A 24,939-nucleotide genomic window follows, 5' to 3' on the forward strand; every position below is an offset into this window, starting at 1 on the left:
GCTTCTGTGATTTATTGCGTAAGCGTTGCTTGCCGTAGGCGTCGCATCCCTCTTTAAAAACTGTCCGGAGTATTGTTATTTTCGATCGATTCTACCATTTTGTGACCGACACCTCCTGCCGAAGCGGGATTTTAGCCTGTGACGAGCCTCTCACTCGCCACAACGCCAACTTGAAAATTAAGATTAACTAACGCCGCCAGCCCGTGACAGACAGCGCCAAAAATGCCATCTGCTTCATAAATAGCACCAATCCCAGCAAGTTCCTGGTTATCAGCAAAATCCCACATTGTACCGTGTCCCCCAGCGTAGAAAATAGCGCCATGTTCTGCGGGGTCAATTTGTGCAGGATTGAGGATATGTTCCACTCGCGCCACCTGCCGCCCACCACTTTTGGCGAGTTATATTTCGCAGGATAATTGACGTTGCTCCAAAACTGCTCGTACCTAATTTAAGAGCAATTAGACAAGCCGTTGCATCGGGATTTGGCTTTAGCGTTCTTCCCGACTACTTGTGTGCAGTTTGCTTGGGTAAAAAAAACAGAAAATAATAAGCTCCTAGTTTGGGGTGTACTTTATCCAATTGCAAACCGTTATTTCAATGAGCCATTTGCGTAAAAATACTTGAAATTAGCCCTGTTTTGTATAACTAAAAACCGATTTTCTGGGTAAGTTTTTCCAAATATAACTTGTTAAATAAAATATAGCATATCAACAAAAAATAAATAATGTGGGTAACACAAAGCTCATGCGTTTTAGTGAAGTGACATAATTTTAACATATTAATTTATAGATTTCTTTTATAAAAATCTCTGGAATAAAGCCGATTAAAGTAATGTCAATCCTGCAAGTTCCTACTGAATCAAAACGTCAAGTGGCTGAAAATATAGAGCAGCGAACAGCCCGGTTAGCAGCGCAATTACGAGCCACTGGGATTGACATTGAACAACTATGAAACAACCTTAATGAGAAGTTAAACCAACCTTATCTTTGCCTTGATGCAAGTTTAGTATGCTTTGTTTAATTCACCGGAAAAGCTGATGCAACTATCACGACGAAAGTTTTTTACCTTGGCAGGAGCGAGTGCTGCTGGCACTTTGATGATGTCTCCTCTAGAAGCGCTTTATGCCAGAAAGGCGAATGGTCAATCAGTAGTTGGGGGAGGGTATGGGCCCCTCGTAGCCGATCCGAATGGATTGTTAGATTTACCCCGTGGGTTTCAGTATCGGGCTTTTTCACGAACCGGCGAAATGATGAGCGACGGTTCCCCTGTTCCCGGCGGTCACGATGGCATGGCGGCTTTCCCAGGTCCCCAAAACACGGTGATTCTGGTTCGCAATCACGAACTGAGTCCGAATTCTACAACACAAGTTTTGGGTCCAAATCCTTACGATCCTCTTTGCAAAGGCGGAACAACCACACTACAGGTTGGACCCAATCGTCAGCTCGTCAACCACTACGCTTCGCTTAGTGGCACCTATCGAAATTGTGCGGGCGGCCCGACTCCCTGGGGTTCTTGGATTACTTGCGAGGAAAATGTCTCGACTCTGGCGACAAATAGACCGGGCAATCCGACAAATGTCTCGAAATCTCACGGCTACAACTTTGAAGTTCCGGCTCTGGCAACGGTTCCAGTGAATCCCGTACCTTTAGTTGCGATGGGACGGTTTAACCATGAAGCTGTGGCGATCGACCCCAAAACCGGAATTGTCTACGAGACTGAAGACCAAAGAGATAGCCTCTTCTATCGCTTTATCCCCTCTCAACCGAACAATTTAAGCGCCGGCGGCACTCTGCAAGCGCTAAAGATTAAGAATATGCCTAAGGCAAAGACTTTTGCCGGCTTTACCAAGGGTCAACCAATGCCAGTGGAATGGGTGACAATTGACAATCCTGACCCTGCTACGGATACGGTACGGGTTGAAGGTTTCGGTAAAGGTGCTGCCCAGTTTGCTCGTGGAGAAGGCATTTGGTACGGCAATCGTGAAGTTTATTTCTGTTGTACGAACGGTGGCTCTGTTGATGCCAATGGCAGACCCAACGGATTTGGTCAGGTTTGGCGGTATCTTCCCGATCGAGATACGATCGAACTTTTTGTTGAGGCTAAATCGGCTGACGAACTCGATGGTCCTGACAACATTGTTGTGGCACCTTATGGTGATCTGATCATTTGCGAAGATGGCAATGATGAGCAGTTCGTGGTGGGCGTAACTCCCAACGGGGAACTGTATCGTCTGGCAAAAAATGCTATCAACGATAGCGAGTTTGCCGGAGCCTGCTTCTCGCCGGATGGTAACACTATGTTCGTTAATATCCAAACCCCAGGCATCACGTTTGCCATTTGGGGTCCTTGGAAGTCTCAACGAGGAGCATAACATTCCTGCCTTATAGTGCGAGCATTTTATTTGCCTGTAAAACGCTCTTATGTTCGCACTATGCAAAAGATAGTGAATCACGCCGGATTGTGGCAACATCCGGTGTGGGTTCTCTATAAGCCTATGAAAGTTTAACGGTTTGTGGGAGTTTGAAGAGTCGTGCAATACGTCAGACAGTCGAAACGAGTGTTTTATTCTTTGGTAATGATGTCGATCGCCTTTGGTGTTGACCTATGTCAATCTAGTGGTTCAGTCGCTCAAACACCGGTTGATTACGTTTGCTATATACAGAAAAGTGATGGTCAAACGATCGACTTAGGTAAGCTTTGTGGAAGTAGTAGCAGAGACCGCCCGAAGGCTTTACAGCCAAATGATCAGGCTTTTATTAATAATTACCAACAATCGTTGAGCAAACGGCTCAAGTCATCCTCATCCGATGCTGTGTCTCGCCTTCAACGAAATCCCCAAGCCGCTATCGAACGTGCGCGCGGGATATGTAATGCACTCAGTGCGGGAATGTCGATCGACTTGCTGCAACCTCAAGGCAATGCTGAAGTTGATGCGCTTAACGCTTTGGCTCCTAAATATTACTGCCCTGAGTTTGATGACTGAGCAAGGAAGTCTGAGTGGGGCGATTGCCTCTGCCATTACTGGCGCTTCAGAAGTAGGAGCGGCGGCTCGGATTGCCTCTGTGAGGTCAGTTGGCAGGTAACAGAGCAAGGAAGTAACTAGATTTTGAAGGGAAGAAAGGGTTGATTAACGGTAAGACTTTTTCTGATATTTGCTAACAATCACTTACATTTACAAAATGTCTTTATGCCATCTAAATTGAATTTAGCCGAGCCGATGAACGGTGACAAACCTTCGTAGTGAGGAGCTTCTTCTTTTCGGCCTTCTGAGCCTGTACCTCATCCTAATGAGAACTGGTATAATATCCTCTTCATCACCGTTGATCAGCCGTAAAAAATTCCAAATTAATCGAGGCAGCGCAACAACAAACCTGTCATAAAAAAGGGCTGGCAATTATACCAGCCCTTCAACTAATTTTAGATGTTAAATTAGCCGTAATTTAACATCTAAAACCTCAAATCAATCTAGCTTCTGTCAGTAGCAGCTACTGGCTCAAAGCTTGGAACCACCAACTCATCATTCTGCTTGGTGAGTTGATTGTACAGCCTTTCGGTATTCGGGAAATTCGCAGCGGGCAGAGTCGGAAAGCGACGGTAAGGAACAGTATCCTCGCCAAACGCCTCGGCATATTCAACGCTGTTCAACATCGCGTTGATAAAGCCCTTAATCCCTTTACTTGCCAAGATTTGGTTGTAGGTCCGAATCTCCGCTTGATTGCGGGGAGCGCGGCCCAAGAAGTGCTTGGTTCCCAACTCAATCACCTTAGTATTGGGATAAGGTGCGTAGAACTGTTTGATGTACAGCGATGAGCAGCCCAAAGCTTCAATGAACTCCTTGAGATTGATTTCATTGTTGCCCAGTTTGCTTTCCAGCGCCGTGAATTCATTCTTCACAACATACGGGTTGATGTCGCGCTCAAAAATTTGACGGTAAGCAGCTTGAATTAAAGTTTTCAAAGCTACTTTGTCCGAAGTAGTCGTCAGCTTGAACACCTTAGTTTGTTCGCGCCGCCTGCTGACACCTTGAGCGAGGCTATTTTGTAACTCGAATTCGCCCCGATCGAGCGCAGTGCCGAGTTCGATAAACCGAGGAGTTTCTGGCGTCTGAGCTTGGACATTTTGCTCAGCGACGGAACCCGATCGCATCGTCCGCATCGACAAACCACCGGGAGTCACATAGCGCTCGTAGGGAACTGTATCTTCCCCAAAAGCTTCGTTGTACTCCGTGCTGTCGAGGATGGCATCGACCAGCGCGTAAAAACCCTTCTTGGAACAAATGTCAAAGTAAGCGTTCATTTCCTGGCGGCCGTAGGTAGGGCGTCCCAGGAGTCGGCGGTGAATGTACTCGATCGCCTTACAAACGTACAGCTTGCTCCAGTACATATTGCGGAACACGTCAGACTTCGCCAACATCCGAATAAACTCGCGCATCGGAATCTCGCCGTTTTCCAGCTTAATTTCCGCCACCTTTTGGCGCTGGCCGTCGAACACGTCGCGACCGAACACTTGCAGGTAAGCAGCCCGAATCACCGCTTGGGTGGAACTTTCGGTAAATTTGACACTGGAACTGTTGCTGTAGCTGCTAGAGACACCGCGGGCAGTTTTCTTGGAAGCGACATAGTTGCTCGGTAACTGGTCTAATTTAAAGACCTTGGGGCCCAGAGAACCAGGAGCAGCACCGCGAGCCGCCGGATTGCTCAACTGATTGTCAATACCTGCACCTTGACGGATCAGGATGCGGCGGGTGTCTTTGCCGAAGGGAGCCGGACGGCTCTTGGGGTTGCGAGTTTCTTGCGGGAAAATCGCGCCAAACTGAATTTCTAAGGGGTCATTACCAACACCGTAAACGTGCTGGTCTGGCAGAGGCTGGTTGTAGCCAGCAAACAAGGTGATGAACTGAGGAACCTTGCGGAACGGAGCGCTGAAATTGAACAAATCAATTTGCGGGCCCCAGTTGCGACACTCCTGAGCTTCTTGGCCCAAACCGCGTAGGTAAGGCACTGTTTCTTCGCCGAAGTAATCGGAATACTCCTGGGAATAAACCATCGCGTCTACGAGGGCTGGCAGGCCGCCTTTGCTGACGATCGCAAAATACTTGCTAAATTCCTCCCGCGAGCTCAAACCGCGACCCAAGAAGTGGCGGGCGGCCAATTCTACAGCGCGGCTGTTGACAAACGGCTCGTAGAATTGCTGGCGGTACAGAGGAGATTTACCCAACCGGCGGATAAACTCTTTCATCGAGATTTCGCCATTTTTGACCTTGGATTCCAAGTCAGAAATGCTTTGGCTGTATGCGCGGCTAATGTCGCGCTCAAAAACTTGGCGGTAAGCTGCTTTGATTACTTCTAGCTTTTCCCCCCCAGACAGGCCGGTTTTCATGACGAATTTCGACCGTCGCTCGGAGGCGTTGAAGTAGATTTGGGGCAGTTGCAGCCCTTGCTGGTCGTTGCTTTCGCGCTGCCGCACCTTGTCTGAAGGTGTGGGAGCTTTGAATTCGGTAATTGCTACGTCGAAATACTGTCCGACGATCGCAGCGGCCTCTGCATTGTTTCTGAAATATCCCAAAGATGCTGCCTTCATTTCCTGCATTGCCACAATTGTGGCCGCCGAAGAGCAAGCATTTTCGATGATTTCCCGCAATCCGCGCACGTTCACCGAAATAATGTTCGGGTCGCCAGCTACGATCGCGTAGGTGATGTAGCGCAAAAACCAGCTCAAGTCGCGCAGAGATTTTGTCATGTTGCCCGGGCCGTAGCGCGAGACATTGATCGGCTGAAATCCTGCGGGCAGTGGGCCGCTGTAGCCGCCACCGTTGCCAGCAAATAGATTTCCTAGCCCCAAGAATCCGCCGCCGCCACCGCCGTTGCCGCCGCCTGCGCGACCTTCAACGTAGGTAACAGTTCCCAGTTTCATGCCTTCAGAGACATTCCCCGACCCGCCACGAGCCGCGCCTGCTACAGCCATCGCAGGTTCTTGTGGTCTTTCCAAAAATGCCAGCGGGGAACCGCCGGTAAAAATCCGGTTGGCTGCGCGGGATACTATCAGTTCCGAGTTTTTGGTCAGCGTCGCAGAGATATCGATCCGAAGAGCCCCTGAACTGAAATAACTTGCCAGTTCGCTGAGTTCGCCCCGCTGTAGAAAGCGGTCTTGCTGTTCTGCTTGCGAAATTGTTGCGACCGGTACAGTTTGATATAGTTGCGGACGCGCAACCGAGCTTCCACCACTTGCTTTTACAGTCATTAGACTCTTTCGCTCCCTATCCAAATAGTTGCAGCATTTAACCCGACTAACCTTGCCTTCTCATGCAGGTCAAAGTAGGTATTTTTGCTTTGTTTACTTTTTGCCTTTACCTGTCACGAGGTTCGGGCGCGCTTACTTTCTTAGATTAAAATGTTTTGGTTTCATCTTTCTGCCAGCGGGGAAATGTCCGATCCGAAGGCAGGCACGGGGTACTCCCTCCGCTGCGCTCCGCCGGCATACCCGTGGAAAAAAAGACTCGGCAGGAGAGTTGCCTTTGGGCGATTGCAGCAAGTGCCGTGAATTAAGGGAAAAGAAAATCAAAAATTTTCTTCTGCCTTTTTCTGGATCTGTGACTTTCTGCGGAAAGACGCCTCCGCTTCACCCGAAAGCTCTGCGGTGGGTTATTGACAGTCCTCGTTTGTTAAAAAGCCTGCCGACATTTATTGTATAGATTTAAGAGAACGTATATGAGAAAAAATGATAAGTTTTATTACGCACAAGCTGTCAGGGCTTGGCAGTCATGGGTTGGTCGATCGCCCGATCCCTCTGTTTGAGGCTTGCCCAACGCCAGCGAATCGACACTTTTGTTGCGAGTAACGCAGCCACAGAAGTGCATGGCGTAGCGCTGTTACCCCGTAGCTACTGACAACCAATCTCAAAACCCACGCACTATTACCTCACCTATGGATACTACGCCTGATATCAGTGCTGCCGTGCGGCGGCTTTACGATACTTTCCCTTTCCCGCCCGATCCTTTGTCAGATGAACCGCCTCCTGGGTACAACTGGCGCTGGAGTTGGCCTGATGCTTACAATTTTTGCACCGGCCAAAAGCCGCCAAAACTCGATATTCGGATTTTAGATGCTGGCTGCGGCACTGGTTCGAGCACCGATTATCTGATTCACCTCAATCCCGAAGCTTCGGTGACGGCGATCGACCTGAGTGCGGGTGCTTTGAAAGTAGCACAAGAACGGTGTCGGCGATCGGGGGCGCGGGAAGCTGATTTCCGCCACCTCAGCCTGTACGATGCCGCCGAGTTAGAGGGCGAGTTTGATTTGATCAACTGCGTGGGCGTGCTGCACCACTTACCCGATCCAATCCGGGGCATTCAAGCGCTGGCGGCGAAGTTGGCGGAGGGCGGTTTGATGCACATTTTTGTGTATGCTGAGCTCGGACGCTGGGAAATTCAATTGATGCAAAGGGCGATCGGACTTCTTCAAGGCCCGCAAAAAGGTGACTATCCCGATGGTGTGAAAGTCGGTCGTCAAATCTTTGCTTCTTTACCAGAAAACAACCGTCTTGTCAAGTACGAAAAACAGCGTTGGGCAGGAGAAAATCAGCGGGACGAATGTTTTGCTGATATGTACGTTCACCCGCAGGAAATTGACTACAATATTGAGACTTTGTTCGAGTTAATTGACGCTTCGGGATTGGAATTTATCGGTTTCTCAAATCCGGGATATTGGCAGTTAGAAAGACTTTTGGGGAAAGCGCCGGAATTGATAGAAAGAGCTCAGGGTTTGACGGAACGGGAGCTTTATCGATTAATTGAATTGTTGGATACGGAAATCACTCATTACGAGTTTTTCTTGGGCAAAAAGCCTGTTAATAAAATTGATTGGTCGGACGATCAGGCACTTTTGGCAGCAATTCCAGAGTTGAGTAGTTGTATGCACGGTTGGCCTAGTCAACAAGTGTTTGATTGCAACTACCAATTGCTCAATTTGTCAAGTGCTGAATTTGAGTTTCTGCAAGCTTGCAATACCAAAACTGTGGGAGAGATTTTGGCGGATGTGGATATGGGATTGGATGAAGTGCGATCGATCTTATCAAAACAGCTCATTTTGCTAACACCCGGTAAAATCTAAGGGCGGGCAAGATGCTTAACTCCTCTCCACAATCAAATTAGCTTTTTGTGGAACAGGCATCTTGCCTGTTCTTTGCTCGGAGTATAATTGATGTTAAATTCCCAATTAATCAAGGTTTTACAGTTGGAGGATTAACAGCCGTAATTTGTGAATAACGAGCGAAATCAGCAATGTTAAAAGTTAGGATATGGGTTAAACCATGAACTAGCATAGCAGCAACTAGCCGCGCATCATGAACGTTAACACCTACAACCTTATGTGTTATCACCAGTCGCTCCCATTCTTGATAAATTGCTTCGGTATCCAACAACAGAGGAAAAAGCTGTTTTAAGCGATTAATTTCTGCCTCTGCTTCTGTTGCAGTACGCCCTAATCCATTTCTCTGGATCGGGCGCGTGCAAACGTTCCAAAACTCGATCAAATTTTGGGGTACAATATAAAGTTGTTCTCCGCGATCGCGCAGAGTAATCACGGCATTGACAGCATCAGGATTCATTGGGTGTGCTGTATCGATGCTACGCAGCAGTATATTTGTATCTACGAGAAACGGCATTTAACCTCTGTCTCCATAAATGCTCTCTCTGCTAATAGCTTCATCTGGAAGAGTGGGGAGATTGAGGGTACGATGACTGTCAACCCATTCTTGAAATGCTATTGACCATTCTGTTGGGGTAGCTGTTTCATAAAATGGACGTTGTTGAGGTTCAATTAGCTGTTTGAGCATCGCATCTAGTAATGGTTTAATCTGATCCGCCGTGCGGTTGGTTATTTTTCCCAAAACTTGAGTAATCGTCTGTATATCTTGTTCGTGAGATTGCTGAAGATTGTGCAGCATAATTATCCTTGAGTGCAAGTTTTTGGGCTGATGATAGCGGGGTCGATCACACTTTTTAAATTGATTTTAATATTATAACTGTAGCGCAAAGCCTAGGAAGTAGGCGATTGCTCGTTCCCAGGCTAGAGCCTGGGAACCAGTTAATCCTGGATGCACGTACTAGGATTTTCTGTCATTGCGAAGGTAGTGAAGCAATCTCAAAGCTGACGCACCTTTCCCAAATCCCAAATCCCAAATGGAGGATTGACACAGGCCCCAGTCTGCGGCTACGCTTTGAAGTTAGAGGTTGCTTTGCTTGTAGAGGAAGTAGCCCGCGTCGCCCAAAAATCTAGTTGCACTGCCCAAAGCTGCTACCAACAGCAATGGACAGCTAACCGCCAAACTGATATCAGCAGTCTGGAGGCTAACGGAGTATGATAACACTCTCTGTAGCCGCCCTGCTATGCGTTGAAAAGCGGGGCGGCTGGGTTTTTGGGTTTTTCTAGAAAACCTAAAACCAGGAGAACATAATTATGTCACAGGAATTCTTGCCTGACGACAACAAATTCGTTAGCGCAGCCCTCGAAGAGGATCGGCCAAATGACGACTCAGCAGCAGAATCGGAACAGGATGTGGTGTGTGTAACGGTGACAGGTTCGCCCAAGGGTGTCAGGGAAACCATACTCACCTTGTACCGCCTGGGATTTGCCCAAGTTGGCGATTGGAGTCCCCTACAACGTGCAGCTAATCCGAATCAAGTGATGAGTGTGCTGATTCGCCGTCGGAAGCGCAAAGCGTAGGTGTTTGCTCGTTCCCAGGCTCTAGCCTGGGAAAACATTCCATGAGCATCTGCCTCCTGTTTTTATTTTTATCCGTTAGCGAGGCAGAGCCTCTGGATCTCGGTTCCCAGGCTCTAGCCTGGGAACCAGTTAATAAGACAAATATCAGGCACGTTATTTTACTAAATCAGGATAAGAGCATATCCTGATTTAGAGGCTGAAACATCTATAAATCAAGCTAGGCGGAGAAACTCACATTTCCCCGTCTAAGCCCTGTAACCCTTACAAATCAAGAAACAGTAATTTCCTGATTAAAAGCGTGAAACCTCTAAAACGACGTGTTTGTAGACGGGATTATGATTCGGTGTCTTCTATAGCTGGGTTAGGGTTAGAAGCTGTCTTTTTAGCAGCTTCAATAGCGGGATTAGGCTCAGAAGCTGTCTTTTTAGCAGCTTCAATAGCGGGATTAGGTTCAGAAGCTGTCTTTTTAGCAGCTTCAATAGCGGGATTAGGTTTATCTTCTGAGTTTTCCATAGAATGATGAGATTGAAGTTCTTAAACAACTAAAAACTATAATGGCACAATATTCTAAAAAACACACTAAAGTTTTAGGTTAGATTATGCCGTGTCATCCAAGTCTCATAGGATAAGCAATTTTATTTTTTATAAAGGATTCACCTTTAATTTTGGTATAGGTAATTTAGATGTTAAATAACGGTTTTTCAATAATTTAGAGTCTCCTACTAATTGATGTAATAATTTATTATAGTGATTATCTATATTTTCGACATCTACATTTTTTTCTAGAATTGAATCGTCTCCCGTTGATATTGTCAAACGTGAATACTCGGTCATATAGGCTATAAAAATAAACAATAACTTAATAAATTCAGAAGGATAGTGATCTTCCCATGCAATTCGATGGATCATAAAATCAGATGATTTTATCCATTGTAGAAAAAATTGATATAAATTGTCACTCTCAATATGATCTTTATCAATATTTGAAAATAATAAAGGTCTTGCAATAATATTCTCAGTTGCGAAATACACAGGTAAAGGATTCCATTTAATAGTCCTATTCACCGTTAATGAAAAAGTTGCCACAATTCTGCTGTTATTCCGTAGAATCAAATATCCACCATCTTTCTCTTCACGCCAACTAATACTGATTTCTTCAGATTGTCGTCCTCTAATTTTGTGAAAAGTTCTCTCACCTTTTTTGTTTAATTTAGGAGTACATAAATAATAATCTAACTTTATTTCTTCTATAATATAATATATATAACGTTGTCCAAATTGGTTGGTAGTTGTCACCATCTTAGGCTCAACTATTTCGCTTTCTAATTTTCTATCTTCAGTTAATACATCCTCTGTAATATTATCTTCATTAAAAATTGCTAAACTTTCTTTGGCTCGTAAATATTCCTCACCCAATTTAATATAACTTATTAATGTAAGCGCTTTAAAAAAAACTTTATCAAAATCGTTACTAAAAAAAACCTCTTTATCAAAAAGAAATACATAATAAAGGATTTGTTTTAAAATATCCACACTAGCAGGAAAACACAGATAATAAACTATATTTGAAAAAATATCACACTCTATTTGAGATGATTTATTATGATACAAAGTTAATGCCAATTTTTTAATAATTTCTCTTTTTTCGTAAAACTGATTTAACCATTTATTGATATTAATTTCATATTGATTTATTAAAATTTCGCCTTCTTTTATACGTTCTTCAAGTTTTAAAAATGTGATTTTTTGATAAAAAACTATTCCTCTATAAAGGATGTCTTGTATTCTTTTCTGATATTTTTCTAAACTTTGTTTTCTACCCTCTGAATCCGTTTCTCCTGTGCTAGTATTACTCTCAGTTCTCTCAGGACAAGGATTATACCCTATGTCCTTATAATGTGAAAAATGAGCTACTCTTTTTATACCCTGCTTGTTAAAATTACTTGATTTCTTAAAGAAAACAGCTTGATGACAAAATTTACATTTTAATAATAGATTTTTATACGATTCATAGTTGAGTCTATCATCACCTGATGTGATTTCTTCATTTAATAAAATAGAAAAAACGTTTTTCTTCATAAAAATTGACTCACATTTTGTAATTGTTTAACACATTAAAACTAATAATAAATTAAATAATTCTTATTAGTTTTTTCTATTTATTTATAGGCAGTTGTAAGTCCAGAGCCTAAAGCCAATATAATATCATATCTCTATTAAACATTTACTATTGACATAAACCACTACAAACAATTAACCCGCTAGACTCCAACACTGGCGGGTTAATTGTTTGTGACCGCTCTGAACCGCTCCGAGCGACCGCGCTAGACCCGCAACACTCCCACCGCTCCAACCGTGGTTAGGTGCAATTGTGCCAGCCGTGGCAGTCCTCACCATCCAATCTACCTCAAACTCACCCACACCGCGCTATATGGTGCAATTTTGGAGCCGTGGCAGCCGTGCCAAGTGTCGGAGATGTCGAGACGATCGCCCTGTCTCGATCGGACTGCCGCCAATTTTGGAGTCTTATTGGTGGAAAACCCTACTAAATTCGGCAAACATCAAAGCCTGTCTTGCTTTTGCCGCAGACCATGAGAAAACTGATCCGCCTTGGCTACTTTCAACGTCAAGGTTCTTTTTTTCTCACTACTTGCTCAAACCTGAAATCCTGACCTAAACAAACCAGGATTATTTGCAGTTATAATTACGCTTATTAGTACAAAATATTGCTTTATGGACTACCACGACCTCATCACAATTGAACCGGGAAAACGCAGTGGCAAACCATGTATTCGGAGAATGCGAATCACCGTCTACGACATCTTAGAATATCTCGTCGGTGGCATGACGGAAGCAGAAATTCTGGAAGATTTTTCAGAACTAACTTCGGCAGACATCAAAGCCTGCCTTGCTTTTGCCGCAGATCGTTAAAAAAAGTTATTTGTGGCCTCCCTATGAAACTACTGTCGGACGAAAACCTCTCAGACCGAATTACTTAGAGAATTATCGGTTTTTATCCCGATTCTGTTCATGTCAAAACTTTAGGACTGACAAATACTGATGATGCAGAAATTTGGGAATATGCAAAGACAAATGATTTTGTGATTGTTTCCCAAGATTCTGACTTTCATCAACTGAGTTTACTTTACGGTCATCCTCCCAAATTTATTTATCTCCGTGTTGGCAATTGCTCAACATCTAAAATTGTTCAAATTCTGCGAGATGAAATCGACATCATTAGTCAGTTTGGAGATAGAAAAGCAGAGAGTCTACTGGTATTGTCGTAGCAGGAAGCCAAAAAAGCAAAGAGTGAGTATCTATCAACTTAAGGAGTTTATAGGAGTGAATAAAACATCCAGCAAGTTAAGCTAATATAAAGTTGTTAATATCTGGTCAATAATCCACAGAAAATGATGAAAGAAGACACCATCGAAATTGTTGGTTTTCATGCACATATTTACTTCGACGCTGATAATCGTGATGCCGCAGCGCGTGTACGAGAAGGATTGACTCAGTTTGAGGTGCAGCTTGGGCGTTGGCATGACAAACCCATTGGCCCCCACCCCCAAGCGATGTATCAAGTTGCATTTTTACCAGACGAGTTTGGCAAAGTGGTTCCCTGGTTAATGCTGAACCGTGAGGAGCTCGATATTCTCATTCACCCTGAAACAGGCGACGATGTGGCCGACCATACGAAACATTCTTTGTGGCTAGGAGAGAAACTAGAGTTGAATATCGAATTCCTGCGACCTAGGACAAGTAACGCCAGCTTATGATCGATCCGCGCGCAAGGCGAGGGCATTTCTCCAGACTGACTTAGAGCTGATAATAGATAATTAGCCGCCGATTTGAGACATGGTGCGGCTGTAATTTCCTTGAGTAGTTCCCGAATCTCGCTGCTTGAAATTAATCTCCGGTTTAATCTCTAATATGTGCCGGACTCGATCGCATTTAATATAATTATTTGTAAATTGGGTTGAGCTAAAGTGATTGCCTTTCCCTAATTTATCGCACATTTAATAATTTGACCGACAACTCCATACCTGTCGCCTGTCAATCCATCCAATTCGTGTTCAACATCTTCCAACCATCCAAGTTTACTTGTCCACTTACCATTAGGTAACTGTCTAGCTGCATGAGTTGGGATACCGCTAGAGTCAACATATAGTGCTATTTTCTGATATCCAGATTCTAATATATCACCATTACAAAGTTCATATCCCAGTGTTTGATAAGCCTGAATATATGCGTCTAAAGTCTCCTCTTGCGGCACGCCTTCTGGCCAATAGAATTGCTCTCCAGGTATCGGTTGCCACCAGCGATCGTCTTCACCAGCAGCCCACGCAAAACAGTTATATTCCTGTGACTTTTGGCTGGTAACTCGATAATCAGTGCGAGACAAGTTCGGCCATTTAATTTCAAGTTCTGGTCTTCTATACATTCTATTCAATCGCGTAGCCTCGATCTTTACCCCACTCTATCCAAGCTGATGCCATCTCTTTTACCCTTCCCCTTTGTTCCGGTTTAATGGGATTTTCACCCGTAATTTCATTCAATGCAGCTAACCAGTAAAGGGGATTTTTTTTCAGTTCCGATAGCAACAGCGGCACGATTTGAGAACCCATATTAATAATTTCTTGATATGCAGGATGCTGAGACATTTGAGCTGTCGAAGACATTCCCGCAACTTCACTCTGCCATTCCGTAGCAAGAGTATAAAATTTGTCAATTACCTCGATCTCAATTTCAGCATTTTGATTGCGAAGATCTCGCTCGGTATTTGCTGCGGGATTTTCTCGTTGCGCGATCGAGCTTTCAATGTTCATCAAGACTAATTCTTCGATGGATACATTCATCTCAGCAGCAACTTTTTGTAGCTTCAGCATCAGCCGGTCTGAAATGGCGATCGAGATGGTGTTCATCTGACTTACAAAATTGGATGATGTCTTAAGTGTACCAAATAAATTATCGATTTCGGGCAGTTCACCCGCCAATTTGAGACATGGTGCGGCTGTAATTTCCTTGAGTAGTTCCCGAATCTCGCTGCTTGAAATTAATCTCCGGTTTAATCTCTAATATGTGCCGCACTCGATCGCGCAATTCGCCTGTAGGAGTCCCGCTGCGGAGAGCAGTTTTTAAGTCAATTTGACCCGTTTCGTTCAGCAGACAAGGCCGCAGCCACCCGTCAGCAGACAAACGCATCCGGTTGCAGCGATCGCAAAAACACTCGGACATTTGGCTGATAAATCCTAAAGTGCCTTTTGCCCCCGGAATTTGAAACACATCCGCCGGCCCATTTCCGCGAACACCCGACTCGGCTAACCCGTATTTGTCGCTAATTTGTTGTCGCAAATCTGCCGAAGCTACCCAACCTTTATCACCGAATAAATCCCCATTGCCGATCGGCATAAACTCAATAAATCGAACGTGCCAATTCCGGTTAATTGTTAACGCCGCTAAATCCAATATTTCGCCGTCATTCACACCGGGAATTACTACAACATTCAGTTTTAGCGGGTCGAATCCTGCTTGATAAGCCGCTTGAATTCCCTCCCAAACCTGCGTCCACCGCGATCGTCCCCGACTGCCAATTATCTTATCAAAAGTCTCGGGTTCCAGCGAATCCAAACTAATATTAATCCGGCGCAAACCAGCATTGTAGAGATTTTCCGCCATTCCCGCCAACAAAAAGCCATTAGTTGTCATTGACAAATCTCGCGTTTCCGGCATAGAGGCGATCGATCTCACCAATTCCACCACCCCAGGGCGCAGCAGCGGTTCCCCACCAGTCAAGCGAAACTTGGTAAATCCCACAGGTATAAAAACTTCCCGCAGCAGAGTTAGCAATTCCGAGTGAGTTAACAACTGCTGTTGCAATACATAGTCCAACTCGCTACCTTCCGGCATACAGTAGAGACAGCGGAAGTTGCAGCGGTCTATCAAGCTAATCCGAAGGTAGTCTACGGTATCCATGTCAATAGTTTGTAATATTATTTAATTATAAATGCTGACTCGATTTTCTGCAATTATTGATAGAGAGCAATAAACCTGCATCAATTTCTTTTCACCTTCCCCCTCCTCTCTTACTCTGCGCCCTCTGCGCCCTCTGCGGTTAATAAAAAAAATATCATTCACAACTCAAATAAACTTGCTAAATATATGTTTTTTGAATTTGAAGCTGATTTTGTGGAAGCTTTGCGCTGCATTCCGATGCAGGTACGTCTCAAGTTAGATACTTGCGGCATTAAATTGAAGTTGCAGGATTGGAATCATTTTAACCAAGCAGAACGGCAAAGTCTTGTAGAGTTACCTTGCTTGACACAAGCAGAAATTATCGATTACCGAGAAAAGCTAAACCAAGTATTAATTAAACAGACAGGCAAACCGGGAACTGATTTGGCGGTTGATGAAAATCCCCCGTGGATGGATGCTGCAACTGTACCGGAGTCTGTTTCTGCAAAAGCGCAAGAGCTCGGCGTGACAATTTCTTTGGCACAGTGGGCGAGTTTGCAGCCTCTACAGCGATTTGCTTTGATTAAGCTTAGTCGATCGAGCCACGAGAATAAAAATTTCATCCCGGCGCTTCAAGAGTTTAAGGTTATTCAATGACAGCAAATTTTAATTGACTCTTCGAGGGCGCACAGGGCGCAGAGTCACAGAACAGAGAGTCACCTCATCCATGCGCCCGATCGTCCTCTGTCCGTATCTCACCGAGCTAGCCTCACTTAGTGAGATAGAGGACAATAATGTGTAAAAAAGTGCGGTATGGCGGTAGGAGAGGTAGGGTGAGGTTGATCGGACATTTAATGGCTTGAGGTTTCCGAAGCGCCAGACACCAAATTCCGAAAATATGATTAATTTTATTTTAAGTATTGTTACCGCCGCGTGGTATGATTTTTCTGAGTTTGCAAAGCACTCGCCTGCTACCTGCATTAGTTTCTGAGCTTCGTGAACACGCAAAACACACCCACCGAACCAACACCAGCAAACGAGGATATTCCTCAAGCTGGTACAGTCTCAACAGTCTCGACAGTCTCGTCCGAGACAACCAATCCCATGCAAGACTTTTATCGCCTCCAACAAGAGTTGTTGGTGTACACCCTTGCTTTTACGGCGATTATTTTTATCTCCGTTTGGATTTTTTACTCGCTCAATATTGCCCTGAATTATTTGCTTGGGGCGAGCACAGGTGTGGTTTACTTAAAGATGTTGGCTAGAGACGTTGAACGAATCGGCAGCCAAAATCAGCGCATCAGCAAGACAAGGCTCGGTGTGTTTTTAGCGGTGATGATAGTAGGAACACAGTGGAATCAGCTACAGATTTTACCGATATTTTTGGGATTTCTGACTTACAAAGCTGCGCTGTTGGTTTACGTGATCCGAAGTGCATTAGCACTAGACTACAGGTAAGTCAGGCAATTCGAGCAAAACTCAACTCATCGATTTGTATGGGGAAGCCCGTTGAATGGCAATGCTTGACGTTCTAAACACCTTTAATCGTTTCCCCCTCGCCGAATTGGAAGTTGGGCAGCAGTTGTACTGGCAACTCGGCAATCTGAAAGTGCACGGGCAGGTTTTTCTAACCTCGTGGTTTGTAATTGCCGTTTTAGTCGTAGTTTCGATTTTAGGAACCAGCAAAATCCAGCGAATTCCCAGCGGAATGCAAAATTTTATGGAGTATGCGCTGGAATTTATTCGGGACTTGGCTAAAAACCAAATTGGGGAAAAAGAATATCGCCCTTGGGTACCGTTTATTGGTACATTATTTCTGTTCATCTTTGTGTCAAACTGGTCGGGCGCTCTAATTCCTTGGAAGCTAATTAAGCTGCCATCAGGCGAATTGGGAGCTCCTACCGCTGACATCAACACGACGGTAGCATTTGCACTGCTGACTTCTCTAGCATATTTTTATGCAGGTCTCAGCAAAAGCGGCTTGGGGTATTTCGCCCACTATGTTGAACCGGTGCCTTTCATGTTGCCGTTCAAAATCATAGAAGATTTCACTAAGCCTCTGTCCCTGAGTTTCCGTTTGTTTGGCAACATTCTTGCGGACGAATTGGTGGTCGGAGTGCTAGTCTTGCTAGTGCCTTTATTTGTTCCTCTGCCAGTGATGGTTCTGGGACTATTTACGAGTGCAATTCAAGCTTTGATTTTTGCTACCTTAGCCGCCGCCTACATTGGTGAAGCTCTAGAAGGCGGTCACGGCGAAGAACACCACGATTAACTAACGATAAACGGCGAAGTATGAGGGAGGAAAAAATAAATTTCTGAACTTAAACTTTCTGTCGTAAAATCGGACAATTCTCTAGACTTTCTGTTCTCCATTTTGTACTTTAGATAAGGAAAATCATCATGAACCCAACAGTTGCTGCCGCTTCCGTAATTGCCGCCGCTTTGGCAGTAGGTTTAGCTGCAATCGGCCCTGGCATCGGTCAAGGAAATGCAGCAGGTCAGGCTGTAGAAGGGATTGCCCGTCAGCCGGAAGCAGAAGGTAAAATTCGCGGCACCTTGCTGTTGAGTTTGGCGTTCATGGAAGCGCTCACAATTTACGGTTTGGTCGTAGCCCTAGTGCTGCTGTTTGCCAACCCCTTCGCATAATAATTGGAAATTTTAGATTTGAGGTTTTGGCGATTCTAATCCAAAATCTCAAATCTAAAATCGATTAAGCGAATTAGATGGAAGCCGTCAAAAAATCATGATGCACTGGACAGTATTACTAGCAGTTGAAGAAGCGGCTAAGGAAGGGGGACTGTTTGATATAGATGCTACGCTGCCTCTGATGGCGGTGCAGTTTTTAATTCTAGTCGCAGTCTTGAATGTAATTTTTTACAAGCCGCTCAGCAAGTCAATTGACGATCGCGCCGATTACATTCGCAACACTCAAGTCTCCGCCCAAGAACGCTTGGCAAAAGCTCAGCAACTAGCGCAGCAGTACGAGCAAAAACTGGGAGAAACTCGCAAACAGTCTCAATCAGTAATTGCTGCTGCTCAAGCTGATGCCCAAAAAATTGGGGCAGCAAAAGTAGCTGAGGCTCAACAAGAAGCTCAAGTCGCGCGAGAAAAGGCTGGGCAAGAAATAGAGCAGCAAAAGCAAGAAGCAATGCGCTCACTAGAACAACAAGTAGACGCGCTCAGCGGCCAAATTCTCGAAAAGCTATTAGGGCAGTCGCTGGCCAAATAGCGAGACAGAAGAGTTTTAGATTTTTGAGGGAATCTCAAATCTAAAATCGCTTCACCCAATCTGCACGCGCAATTATGGAAGAGTATCATGGGGACTGTTTTATTGCTAGCCACAGAAGCTAGCGGCGAAGGTGGTTTCGGTTTAAATTTCGATATTTTAGAAACCAACCTGATTAACCTGGTCATTATTATTGCAGTGCTGTTTTATTTCGGGCGCGGATTTGTAGGTAAAATCCTGACAGAGAGGCGTTCGGCCATCCAAGAGGCGATTCAAGAAGCAGAAAAACGCCAAAAAGATGCAGCAGCAGCTCTAGCAGAGCAACAGCAAAAATTGACTCAAGCGCAAGCAGAAGCCGAACGAATTCGGGCCGCTGCTGAAGAAACTGCCAAGAAAGCAAAAGAAGCAATTCTAGCTCAGGCAGCGCAAGACGTTGAACGCATGAGAGCAACAGCAGGTCAAGAGTTGGAAGCGGAGCGGGAAAGAGCGATCGCCCAACTGCGATCGGCGGTTGTATCTCTGGCATTAGCAAAGGTGGAAAGCCAGCTAAAAACTAGCTTGGACGACGGCGCTCAACACCAATTAATCGATCGCAGCATTGCGTTACTGGGAGGCTAAAACGTGAGTACAGTCAGCACAGAAGTCTTACAGCCTTACGCATCTGCCTTGATGTCACTGGCTCAGTCCAACAATCTCTCAGAGAAGTTCGGCGAAGACATTCGTTCCTTGCTGAGCCTGCTAGAAGGTTCGGAAGATTTGCGTCAATTTTTAGGCAATCCGCTGGTCAAACCGGATGCTAAAAAAGCCGTGATTCAGCAAATAGCGGGTGAAGAAATGAGCCCCTTGATGCACAGCTTTCTGAAGCTATTAGTAGACAAAGGAAGAATTCTTTTTTTAGAAGGAATTGGCAAACAATACTTGGCAAGGCTCCGAGAACTAAACCAAACAGTATTGGCTGAAGTTACATCGGCTGTCCCGCTTTCAGACGCTCAACAGCAGACTGTTCGCGAGAAAGTGCAGGCGATGACCAGCGCTAGTCAAGTAGAAATTGAAACCAAAATAGACGCAGATTTAATCGGCGGTGTGGTAATCAAAGTAGGCTCTCAAGTAATTGATGCCAGCCTGCGGGGACAATTGCGCCGTCTAGGAATTCGCTTGAATTCCTGAGAGTTAATAGCTGATGACTATTAGCTAATTTAATTAGCAGTTAACGGTTGGTAGTTTTGAACAACTGATAACTGACAACTGACAACAAACAACTGACAAAAAACAACTGACATGGCAGCAATCAGACCTGACGAAATTAGCAGCATTATTCGCCAGCAAATTGAACAGTACGACCAAGATGTAAAAGTCTCTAACGTCGGTACTGTTCTGCAAGTAGGCGACGGCATTGCTCGGATTTATGGCTTGGATAAAGCCATGTCTGGGGAATTGCTAGAATTTGCCGACGGCACTGTGGGCATTGCACTGAACCTCGAACAAGATAACGTGGGTGCAGTGTTGATGGGCCAAGGCCTCGGCATTCAAGAAGGTTCGGCAGTTACTGCTACTGGCAGAATTGCTGAAGTCCCCGTGGGTGAAGCAATGTTGGGACGGGTAGTTGATGCTTTGGCCCGTCCGATTGACGGCAAAGGAGAAATTAAAACTACTGAATCTCGCTTGATTGAATCTCCGGCACCGGGGATTGTTTCTCGCCGTTCTGTTTACGAACCCATGCAAACAGGAATTACCGCTATTGATGCGATGATTCCGGTGGGAAGAGGACAACGGGAACTGATTATCGGTGACAGACAAACCGGTAAAACTGCGATCGCGATCGACACGATTATTAACCAAAAATCGGAAAACGTGATCTGCGTTTACGTGGCGATCGGTCAAAAAGCTTCTACAGTAGCTAACATCGTCAACGTCCTGCAAGAAAAGGGCGCGATGGACTACACGATCGTAGTAGCAGCCAACGCTAGTGACCCCGCAACCCTGCAATACTTGGCTCCCTACACAGGTGCTAGCTTAGCCGAGTATTTCATGTACAAAGGCAAGCACACTTTGGTGATTTACGATGACCTTTCCAAACAAGCACAAGCTTATCGCCAAATGTCCTTGTTGCTGCGCCGTCCTCCCGGTCGCGAAGCTTATCCCGGAGACGTGTTTTACCTGCACTCTCGCTTGCTAGAACGCGCTGCTAAATTGAGCGACGATTTGGGCGAAGGCAGCATGACTGCTTTGCCAATTATCGAAACCCAAGCTGGTGACGTTTCTGCTTACATTCCGACGAACGTAATTTCGATTACCGACGGTCAAATCTTCCTTTCTTCTGACTTGTTTAACGCTGGTTTGCGTCCGGCAGTAAACCCCGGTATTTCGGTATCGCGGGTAGGTTCTGCGGCTCAAACTAAGGCGATGAAAAAAGTAGCCGGTAAGGTGAAATTGGAATTGGCGCAGTTTGAAGAACTGGCAGCATTTTCTCAGTTTGCTTCTGACTTGGATAAAGCTACTCAGAATCAATTGTCGCGCGGTCAGCGCTTGCGGGAACTGTTGAAACAGCCCCAAAGTTCGCCTCTGCCGATGAACGAACAAGTGGCTGTAATCTATGCCGGTATTAACGGCTATATGGATGACATTCCTGTGGAAAAAGTCAGCAAGTTTACTGTTGGTTTGCGCGACTATTTGCGGACTAGCAAGCCGAAGTACGGCGAAATTGTTCAAGGCGGAAAAGCTTTGACTGATGAAGCTGAGAAGCTGCTGAAAGAAGGCATCACTGAATACAAGCAAAGTTTTCTAGTTTCTGCGTAGACAAGTAGGAATTTTGAACCGCAGATGAACGCGGATTAACGCAGATAATCTGAAGTTAATCTGCGTTACTCTGCGTTAATCTGCGGTTTTAATTAAGAAGATGCGGGCAAGGATGTAAGGAGAAAGTTATGGCAAATCTGAAAACTATTCGCGATCGCATTAAGTCGGTCAAGAACACTAAAAAGATTACAGAAGCAATGCGCTTGGTGGCCGCTGCAAAGGTGCGCCGCGCTCAAGAACAGGTGACTGCTACTCGACCTTTTGCCGATCGACTGGCAGAGGTATTATACGGTTTGGCGGAACGCTTGCAGTTTGAAAACCTGGATTTGCCGCTGCTGAAAAAACGCGAAGTGCGATCGGTGGGACTGTTGGTAGTTTCGGGCGATCGGGGTTTGTGCGGCGGCTACAACAGCAACATCATCAGATACGCCGAAAATCGCGCTAAGGAAATCAAAGCTGAAGGCTTAGACTACAAATACGTGTTGGTAGGACGCAAAGCTACTCAGTATTTCCAGCGCCGCGAACAGCCGATCGATGCTACTTACGCTAACTTGGAACAAATTCCCACAGCACCGGAAGCGGCACAAATTGCTGACGAATTGCTTTCCTTGTTCCTGTCGGGAACTGTGGACAGAGTTGAGCTAATTTACACCAAGTTTGTGTCGCTAATTAGTTCGCGTCCGGTAATTCAAACTTTGCTCCCCCTCGACCCCCAAGGTTTGGAAACTCCAGATGATGAAATCTTCCGCTTGACATCGCAAGGCGGACAGTTTCAAGTATCGCGCGAGAAGGTTGCTTCACCTACGAAGAGCTTGCCCAGAGACATGATTTTCGAGCAAGATCCGGCGCAAATTCTGGAGGCTCTTTTGCCCTTGTATTTGAACAACCAATTGCTGCGGGCTTTGCAAGAGTCTGCTGCTAGCGAGTTGGCTGCGCGGATGACGGCGATGAACAATGCTAGTGAGAATGCTAGCGATTTGATCGGTAGTTTGACGCTGACTTATAACAAGGCGCGGCAAGCGGCAATTACTCAGGAAATCCTGGAAGTTTGCGGCGGTGCTGAGGCTTTGAACGGTTAGGTTAGGGTTGACAATTTGTTGATTTTATGCTATGCGTCTGAGGGAACTCAGGCGCTTTTTTTAAGCAAAGGAGGACACGGCAATGCCGTTTCCCTACCCAAAATAGTCAATCTTTTTCGCTCGGATGTAACCATCACCGATTAATTGTAGGGAAAGGGGACTGCCGTGTCTTGACTCTGGGTAATATCAATTCTGATGCCACCGAATAAGGATCGGGGCAACCACGGGGGGATTGCCCCTACAGGAATTACTCGCGGCAAACATTCAAAAAATTGGTACAAGCTCGGCCGCAACAGTTATAATTTCTCCATGCGCTTCCCCCTCTATCTGAGTTAAGCCCATGAGTAACCTTTCAAACATCCCAGGCGGAGGCGATTTACCCGATCGCTATAGGAATGTAGGAGAACAAATCCAAGCATTCTTCGATTTTGCAGAAAACAATCCCGATCACGCTGTTCCTTTCTTCGTCAACATCTGGGAAACTCAAGCATCACTAACCACCCGGGTTCTAGCGCTACAAGGCTTAGGCGTGGCTGCAAAACACTATCACGTTAAAGAAGCTTTAGCAGACTGGGATGTGCTTAGAGATATCGCCAAGGAAGTGAAGGGGAAGGGGGAAGTTAGCAACGATTTGACTCGGTGGGCGGCTGCTTCGGCGTTGGAGGCGATCGGATATTGTCAGCAGAGTTTACAACATTTAGAAGGGGGCGGTTTCACTGAGCCTCTAGATCGCATTCGTAGGGAAATTCGCGATCGCAAGCTGGCAGAAATTAAAATAATTCAGCGCCTAAACAGTAGACGGGAAACAACCGCAGAATATGAAAGGCATTTAGAATTTTGGCTGTACGGGCCGGTTGATGAATTATTAAATGATAATGATAGCTCGCTGAATTATCATGATTTAATCAGGGATGTCATTTCCCAGTTACACGGGCGAGGGGTGTGTTTGGGATTGATGTCACCCAATAGCATTGTACAGGGGACGGCACTGCGGCAAGCTGAGTTAATTTTTAAAGAATCTGCTGAGATTGAGGAATATCTTCATGGGCTTTTGGAGGATTTTTTGCATAACTCTAACCATGAAACATCATTGAGAATTAATGCGGCGGAGATTATTAATACAGCAACGGATTTAAAAAGAAGGCTGAAAACTTTAAGCAAGTTGTTGTTGGAAGAGACGGAGTTACGCAATACAGCAGTTAGGCTTTTAAATCCATATAAACAAGAGTTAGCGAGAGTTGAATCAGATGCTTATACGGTATTAGATGCACTTTCTTTTGAGTACAAGTTAGATCAACCTGAACCAAAATCTTTAACGATTCCAGAGATAGAGAATTGGCTTTCATCAGCAAATCAGTTACAGAATCAGATTACACAAAAATTTGCAGCCGCAATGATAGCAGCAGCACCCTTAGCAAACAAGTATAGTCAATCAGCATTAGTATTGAAACAATTTTTACAAAACCAAGAAGTTGAGATAGGAGATTGGATTCAGAAACTTAACAATCAAAAGTCTCAAACAGCCAACGAGCAAAGTAAAGTAGAATCAAATCAGTTGCTTTTAAAAAAACACTTTTCATCTGCTAGTTTGAGATTAATTTTTTACGGCTCGCAATGGCATGAATATTTAGCTCAAGTAGATAAATACAAAAAAATAACGAATACAGATTATAATAATAATTTTAATTACAATCATTTTCAACAACAATTATCTGAATTATTGCTTTTTAAAGAAGAGATAATATCTGATCTCGATCAAAGAAGTAAAAAAGGGGGGGACGATGTGGAGGTACTGTTTTCTCTAATGTCTCTAAGCATATTACCGATCTGGGGATACTTCACATATTTAAGCTTTATTTATCTAGGAATATGGGTCTCAATTTTAGTGTTTTTCTTGTCGCCTATCGTAAGGATTCAGGTCTGAAAGAAGGGAATAAGCTCAGGAATAGTCAAGTCACAAGAATGGGCATTCATAGCCTCACGGAAAAAAGCCATTACTGAACGAGCTTGAAAACGACAGGTTTGAATCACACTCAATAGATTAGCAGTTTCCTCAAATCGATTCATCGAACGAGAGCCGCCAGAAACTTTCCGTTTCGTTACAGCTAGGCGTAGGGAACGTTCTGCTAAATTATTATCCGGAGGAACCGAGGGGTCATTCAGA

Annotated in this window: 30 protein-coding genes and 1 pseudogene; 19 read left to right on the forward strand and 12 right to left on the reverse strand. The window is 44.9% G+C overall.

Annotated elements, in window-relative coordinates:
* Positions 1-131: 131 nt before the first annotated feature.
* Positions 132-365, reverse strand: a complete 234-nt coding sequence (locus QUB33_RS23995; RefSeq protein WP_333355306.1) for a hypothetical protein — start codon at positions 363-365, stop codon at positions 132-134.
* 671 nt (positions 366-1,036) lie between these two features.
* On the opposite strand from QUB33_RS23995, the gene QUB33_RS24000 reads away from it, so the two are divergent.
* Together QUB33_RS24000 and QUB33_RS24005 are read left to right on the forward strand one after the other, a co-directional pair.
* Complete coding sequence (locus QUB33_RS24000) at positions 1,037-2,371, forward strand: alkaline phosphatase PhoX (protein WP_333355309.1); 1,335 nt, start codon at positions 1,037-1,039, stop codon at positions 2,369-2,371.
* Between the two features lie 159 nt (positions 2,372-2,530).
* Positions 2,531-2,983 carry a DUF732 domain-containing protein gene (locus tag QUB33_RS24005; RefSeq protein WP_333355312.1) on the forward strand — a complete coding sequence of 151 codons (453 nt, stop codon included), beginning with the start codon at positions 2,531-2,533 and terminating at the stop codon, positions 2,981-2,983.
* 482 nt (positions 2,984-3,465) lie between these two features.
* Here QUB33_RS24005 and QUB33_RS24010 read toward each other — a convergent pair whose 3' ends face one another.
* Together QUB33_RS24010 and QUB33_RS24015 are read right to left on the reverse strand one after the other, a co-directional pair.
* Complete coding sequence (locus QUB33_RS24010; RefSeq protein ID WP_333355316.1) at positions 3,466-6,240, reverse strand: phycobilisome rod-core linker polypeptide; 2,775 nt, start codon at positions 6,238-6,240, stop codon at positions 3,466-3,468.
* 490 nt (positions 6,241-6,730) lie between these two features.
* On the reverse strand, positions 6,731-6,856 hold the full coding sequence (locus QUB33_RS24015) for a hypothetical protein (protein WP_333355319.1): 126 nt from the start codon (positions 6,854-6,856) through the stop codon (positions 6,731-6,733).
* Between the two features lie 67 nt (positions 6,857-6,923).
* Here QUB33_RS24015 and QUB33_RS24020 point away from each other — a divergent pair, with 67 nt between their 5' ends.
* Positions 6,924-8,108: a class I SAM-dependent methyltransferase gene (locus QUB33_RS24020; RefSeq protein WP_333355322.1), complete on the forward strand. Its 1,185-nt coding sequence runs from the start codon at positions 6,924-6,926 to the stop codon at positions 8,106-8,108.
* 109 nt (positions 8,109-8,217) lie between these two features.
* Here QUB33_RS24020 and QUB33_RS24025 read toward each other — a convergent pair whose 3' ends face one another.
* Positions 8,218-8,661, reverse strand: a complete 444-nt coding sequence (locus QUB33_RS24025; protein WP_333227455.1) for a PIN domain-containing protein — start codon at positions 8,659-8,661, stop codon at positions 8,218-8,220.
* Positions 8,662-8,943, reverse strand: coding sequence for a hypothetical protein (locus QUB33_RS24030; RefSeq protein ID WP_333355327.1), 282 nt, complete (start codon positions 8,941-8,943; stop codon positions 8,662-8,664).
* A gap of 243 nt (positions 8,944-9,186) precedes the next feature.
* Between QUB33_RS24030 and QUB33_RS24035 the strand changes: the two genes are divergently transcribed.
* Entirely contained in the window at positions 9,187-9,360 is a 174-nt protein-coding gene (locus tag QUB33_RS24035; RefSeq protein ID WP_190657405.1) for a hypothetical protein, read from the forward strand.
* A gap of 95 nt (positions 9,361-9,455) precedes the next feature.
* Entirely contained in the window at positions 9,456-9,722 is a 267-nt protein-coding gene (locus tag QUB33_RS24040) for a hypothetical protein (RefSeq protein WP_190657404.1), read from the forward strand.
* 333 nt (positions 9,723-10,055) lie between these two features.
* Here QUB33_RS24040 and QUB33_RS24045 read toward each other — a convergent pair whose 3' ends face one another.
* Both QUB33_RS24045 and QUB33_RS24050 read right to left on the reverse strand, forming a co-directional pair.
* Positions 10,056-10,235, reverse strand: coding sequence for a hypothetical protein (locus QUB33_RS24045; RefSeq protein ID WP_333162156.1), 180 nt, complete (start codon positions 10,233-10,235; stop codon positions 10,056-10,058).
* 129 nt (positions 10,236-10,364) lie between these two features.
* Positions 10,365-11,801 carry a hypothetical protein gene (locus tag QUB33_RS24050; RefSeq protein ID WP_333355332.1) on the reverse strand — a complete coding sequence of 479 codons (1,437 nt, stop codon included), beginning with the start codon at positions 11,799-11,801 and terminating at the stop codon, positions 10,365-10,367.
* A gap of 292 nt (positions 11,802-12,093) precedes the next feature.
* Here QUB33_RS24050 and QUB33_RS24055 point away from each other — a divergent pair, with 292 nt between their 5' ends.
* The 4 genes from QUB33_RS24055 (at position 12,094) to QUB33_RS24070 (ending at position 13,498) form a co-directional block, all read left to right on the forward strand.
* Positions 12,094-12,399, forward strand: a complete 306-nt coding sequence (locus QUB33_RS24055) for a hypothetical protein (RefSeq protein WP_333355336.1) — start codon at positions 12,094-12,096, stop codon at positions 12,397-12,399.
* A gap of 56 nt (positions 12,400-12,455) precedes the next feature.
* The gene (locus tag QUB33_RS24060) at positions 12,456-12,653 is read left to right on the forward strand and encodes a DUF433 domain-containing protein (protein WP_333355341.1); all 198 of its coding nucleotides are present in this window, start codon (positions 12,456-12,458) and stop codon (positions 12,651-12,653) included.
* 74 nt (positions 12,654-12,727) lie between these two features.
* Positions 12,728-13,009 carry a DUF5615 family PIN-like protein gene (locus QUB33_RS24065; protein ID WP_333355368.1) on the forward strand — a complete coding sequence of 94 codons (282 nt, stop codon included), beginning with the start codon at positions 12,728-12,730 and terminating at the stop codon, positions 13,007-13,009.
* Between the two features lie 123 nt (positions 13,010-13,132).
* Positions 13,133-13,498 carry a DOPA 4,5-dioxygenase family protein gene (locus QUB33_RS24070; protein WP_333355345.1) on the forward strand — a complete coding sequence of 122 codons (366 nt, stop codon included), beginning with the start codon at positions 13,133-13,135 and terminating at the stop codon, positions 13,496-13,498.
* Between the two features lie 60 nt (positions 13,499-13,558).
* On the opposite strand, the pseudogene QUB33_RS24075 reads toward QUB33_RS24070, so the two are convergent.
* The 4 genes and pseudogenes from QUB33_RS24075 to moaA all read right to left on the reverse strand — a co-directional run.
* A pseudogene (locus QUB33_RS24075) lies at positions 13,559-13,666 on the reverse strand (cyclic pyranopterin phosphate synthase MoaA); the annotation flags it as partial.
* Between the two features lie 56 nt (positions 13,667-13,722).
* A complete protein-coding gene (locus tag QUB33_RS24080; RefSeq protein ID WP_333355348.1) occupies positions 13,723-14,163 on the reverse strand; it encodes a DUF7689 domain-containing protein in 441 nt (146 codons plus the stop codon).
* A gap of 1 nt (position 14,164) precedes the next feature.
* Positions 14,165-14,644: a hypothetical protein gene (locus tag QUB33_RS24085; RefSeq protein ID WP_333355351.1), complete on the reverse strand. Its 480-nt coding sequence runs from the start codon at positions 14,642-14,644 to the stop codon at positions 14,165-14,167.
* Between the two features lie 61 nt (positions 14,645-14,705).
* Positions 14,706-15,695 carry a GTP 3',8-cyclase MoaA gene (gene moaA / locus QUB33_RS24090; protein WP_333355354.1) on the reverse strand — a complete coding sequence of 330 codons (990 nt, stop codon included), beginning with the start codon at positions 15,693-15,695 and terminating at the stop codon, positions 14,706-14,708.
* Positions 15,696-15,881: 186 nt separating this feature from the next.
* On the opposite strand from moaA, the gene QUB33_RS24095 reads away from it, so the two are divergent.
* The 10 genes from QUB33_RS24095 to QUB33_RS24140 all read left to right on the forward strand — a co-directional run bounded on the left by QUB33_RS24095 (position 15,882) and on the right by QUB33_RS24140 (position 24,699).
* Positions 15,882-16,331, forward strand: coding sequence for a nitrate reductase associated protein (locus QUB33_RS24095; protein ID WP_190740267.1), 450 nt, complete (start codon positions 15,882-15,884; stop codon positions 16,329-16,331).
* Between the two features lie 339 nt (positions 16,332-16,670).
* A complete protein-coding gene (locus QUB33_RS24100) occupies positions 16,671-17,132 on the forward strand; it encodes an ATP synthase subunit I (protein ID WP_333355358.1) in 462 nt (153 codons plus the stop codon).
* 55 nt (positions 17,133-17,187) lie between these two features.
* Complete coding sequence (gene atpB, locus QUB33_RS24105) at positions 17,188-17,946, forward strand: F0F1 ATP synthase subunit A (RefSeq protein ID WP_006631104.1); 759 nt, start codon at positions 17,188-17,190, stop codon at positions 17,944-17,946.
* 128 nt (positions 17,947-18,074) lie between these two features.
* The gene (gene atpE / locus QUB33_RS24110) at positions 18,075-18,320 is read left to right on the forward strand and encodes an ATP synthase F0 subunit C (protein ID WP_006631105.1); all 246 of its coding nucleotides are present in this window, start codon (positions 18,075-18,077) and stop codon (positions 18,318-18,320) included.
* Between the two features lie 97 nt (positions 18,321-18,417).
* Positions 18,418-18,903: a F0F1 ATP synthase subunit B' gene (locus QUB33_RS24115; RefSeq protein WP_006631106.1), complete on the forward strand. Its 486-nt coding sequence runs from the start codon at positions 18,418-18,420 to the stop codon at positions 18,901-18,903.
* Between the two features lie 87 nt (positions 18,904-18,990).
* A complete protein-coding gene (locus QUB33_RS24120; protein WP_333048365.1) occupies positions 18,991-19,518 on the forward strand; it encodes a F0F1 ATP synthase subunit B in 528 nt (175 codons plus the stop codon).
* Positions 19,519-19,521: 3 nt separating this feature from the next.
* Complete coding sequence (gene atpH, locus QUB33_RS24125) at positions 19,522-20,067, forward strand: ATP synthase F1 subunit delta (protein ID WP_333295845.1); 546 nt, start codon at positions 19,522-19,524, stop codon at positions 20,065-20,067.
* Between the two features lie 111 nt (positions 20,068-20,178).
* Positions 20,179-21,696 carry a F0F1 ATP synthase subunit alpha gene (gene atpA / locus QUB33_RS24130; protein WP_333037344.1) on the forward strand — a complete coding sequence of 506 codons (1,518 nt, stop codon included), beginning with the start codon at positions 20,179-20,181 and terminating at the stop codon, positions 21,694-21,696.
* A gap of 128 nt (positions 21,697-21,824) precedes the next feature.
* The gene (locus tag QUB33_RS24135; protein ID WP_006631110.1) at positions 21,825-22,775 is read left to right on the forward strand and encodes a F0F1 ATP synthase subunit gamma; all 951 of its coding nucleotides are present in this window, start codon (positions 21,825-21,827) and stop codon (positions 22,773-22,775) included.
* A 340-nt stretch (positions 22,776-23,115) separates the two neighbouring features.
* Positions 23,116-24,699 carry a hypothetical protein gene (locus QUB33_RS24140; protein WP_333355362.1) on the forward strand — a complete coding sequence of 528 codons (1,584 nt, stop codon included), beginning with the start codon at positions 23,116-23,118 and terminating at the stop codon, positions 24,697-24,699.
* Here QUB33_RS24140 and QUB33_RS24145 read toward each other — a convergent pair.
* Positions 24,690-24,939 (reverse strand): IS66 family transposase (locus QUB33_RS24145; RefSeq protein ID WP_333355365.1); only part of this gene is annotated, 250 nt, incomplete at its 5' end. The genes QUB33_RS24140 and QUB33_RS24145 overlap by 10 nt on opposite strands.

Source organism: Microcoleus sp. B3-A4, from assembly GCF_036705385.1.
GTDB lineage: Bacteria > Cyanobacteriota > Cyanobacteriia > Cyanobacteriales > Microcoleaceae > Microcoleus.

Bases quoted from the DNA above. Each gene is read 5' to 3' on its own strand.
- QUB33_RS24000 (WP_333355309.1), top strand. From the start codon at position 1,037: ATGCAACTATCACGACGAAAGTTTTTTACCTTGGCAGGAGCGAGTGCT.
- QUB33_RS24070 (WP_333355345.1), top strand. From the start codon at position 13,133: ATGATGAAAGAAGACACCATCGAAATTGTTGGTTTTCATGCACATATT.
- QUB33_RS24010 (WP_333355316.1), bottom strand. From the start codon at position 6,240: ATGACTGTAAAAGCAAGTGGTGGAAGCTCGGTTGCGCGTCCGCAACTA.
- atpA (WP_333037344.1), top strand. From the start codon at position 20,179: ATGGCAGCAATCAGACCTGACGAAATTAGCAGCATTATTCGCCAGCAA.
- QUB33_RS24115 (WP_006631106.1), top strand. From the start codon at position 18,418: ATGATGCACTGGACAGTATTACTAGCAGTTGAAGAAGCGGCTAAGGAA.
- moaA (WP_333355354.1), bottom strand. From the start codon at position 15,695: ATGGATACCGTAGACTACCTTCGGATTAGCTTGATAGACCGCTGCAAC.
- QUB33_RS24080 (WP_333355348.1), bottom strand. From the start codon at position 14,163: ATGTATAGAAGACCAGAACTTGAAATTAAATGGCCGAACTTGTCTCGC.
- QUB33_RS24050 (WP_333355332.1), bottom strand. From the start codon at position 11,801: ATGAAGAAAAACGTTTTTTCTATTTTATTAAATGAAGAAATCACATCA.
- QUB33_RS24045 (WP_333162156.1), bottom strand. From the start codon at position 10,235: ATGGAAAACTCAGAAGATAAACCTAATCCCGCTATTGAAGCTGCTAAA.
- QUB33_RS24135 (WP_006631110.1), top strand. From the start codon at position 21,825: ATGGCAAATCTGAAAACTATTCGCGATCGCATTAAGTCGGTCAAGAAC.
- QUB33_RS24020 (WP_333355322.1), top strand. From the start codon at position 6,924: ATGGATACTACGCCTGATATCAGTGCTGCCGTGCGGCGGCTTTACGAT.
- QUB33_RS24040 (WP_190657404.1), top strand. From the start codon at position 9,456: ATGTCACAGGAATTCTTGCCTGACGACAACAAATTCGTTAGCGCAGCC.
- atpE (WP_006631105.1), top strand. From the start codon at position 18,075: ATGAACCCAACAGTTGCTGCCGCTTCCGTAATTGCCGCCGCTTTGGCA.
- atpB (WP_006631104.1), top strand. From the start codon at position 17,188: ATGGCAATGCTTGACGTTCTAAACACCTTTAATCGTTTCCCCCTCGCC.
- QUB33_RS24060 (WP_333355341.1), top strand. From the start codon at position 12,456: ATGGACTACCACGACCTCATCACAATTGAACCGGGAAAACGCAGTGGC.
- QUB33_RS24140 (WP_333355362.1), top strand. From the start codon at position 23,116: ATGAGTAACCTTTCAAACATCCCAGGCGGAGGCGATTTACCCGATCGC.
- QUB33_RS24085 (WP_333355351.1), bottom strand. From the start codon at position 14,644: ATGAACACCATCTCGATCGCCATTTCAGACCGGCTGATGCTGAAGCTA.
- QUB33_RS24025 (WP_333227455.1), bottom strand. From the start codon at position 8,661: ATGCCGTTTCTCGTAGATACAAATATACTGCTGCGTAGCATCGATACA.
- QUB33_RS24015 (WP_333355319.1), bottom strand. From the start codon at position 6,856: ATGCACTTCTGTGGCTGCGTTACTCGCAACAAAAGTGTCGATTCGCTG.
- QUB33_RS24120 (WP_333048365.1), top strand. From the start codon at position 18,991: ATGGGGACTGTTTTATTGCTAGCCACAGAAGCTAGCGGCGAAGGTGGT.
- QUB33_RS24030 (WP_333355327.1), bottom strand. From the start codon at position 8,943: ATGCTGCACAATCTTCAGCAATCTCACGAACAAGATATACAGACGATT.
- QUB33_RS24095 (WP_190740267.1), top strand. From the start codon at position 15,882: ATGTTTTTTGAATTTGAAGCTGATTTTGTGGAAGCTTTGCGCTGCATT.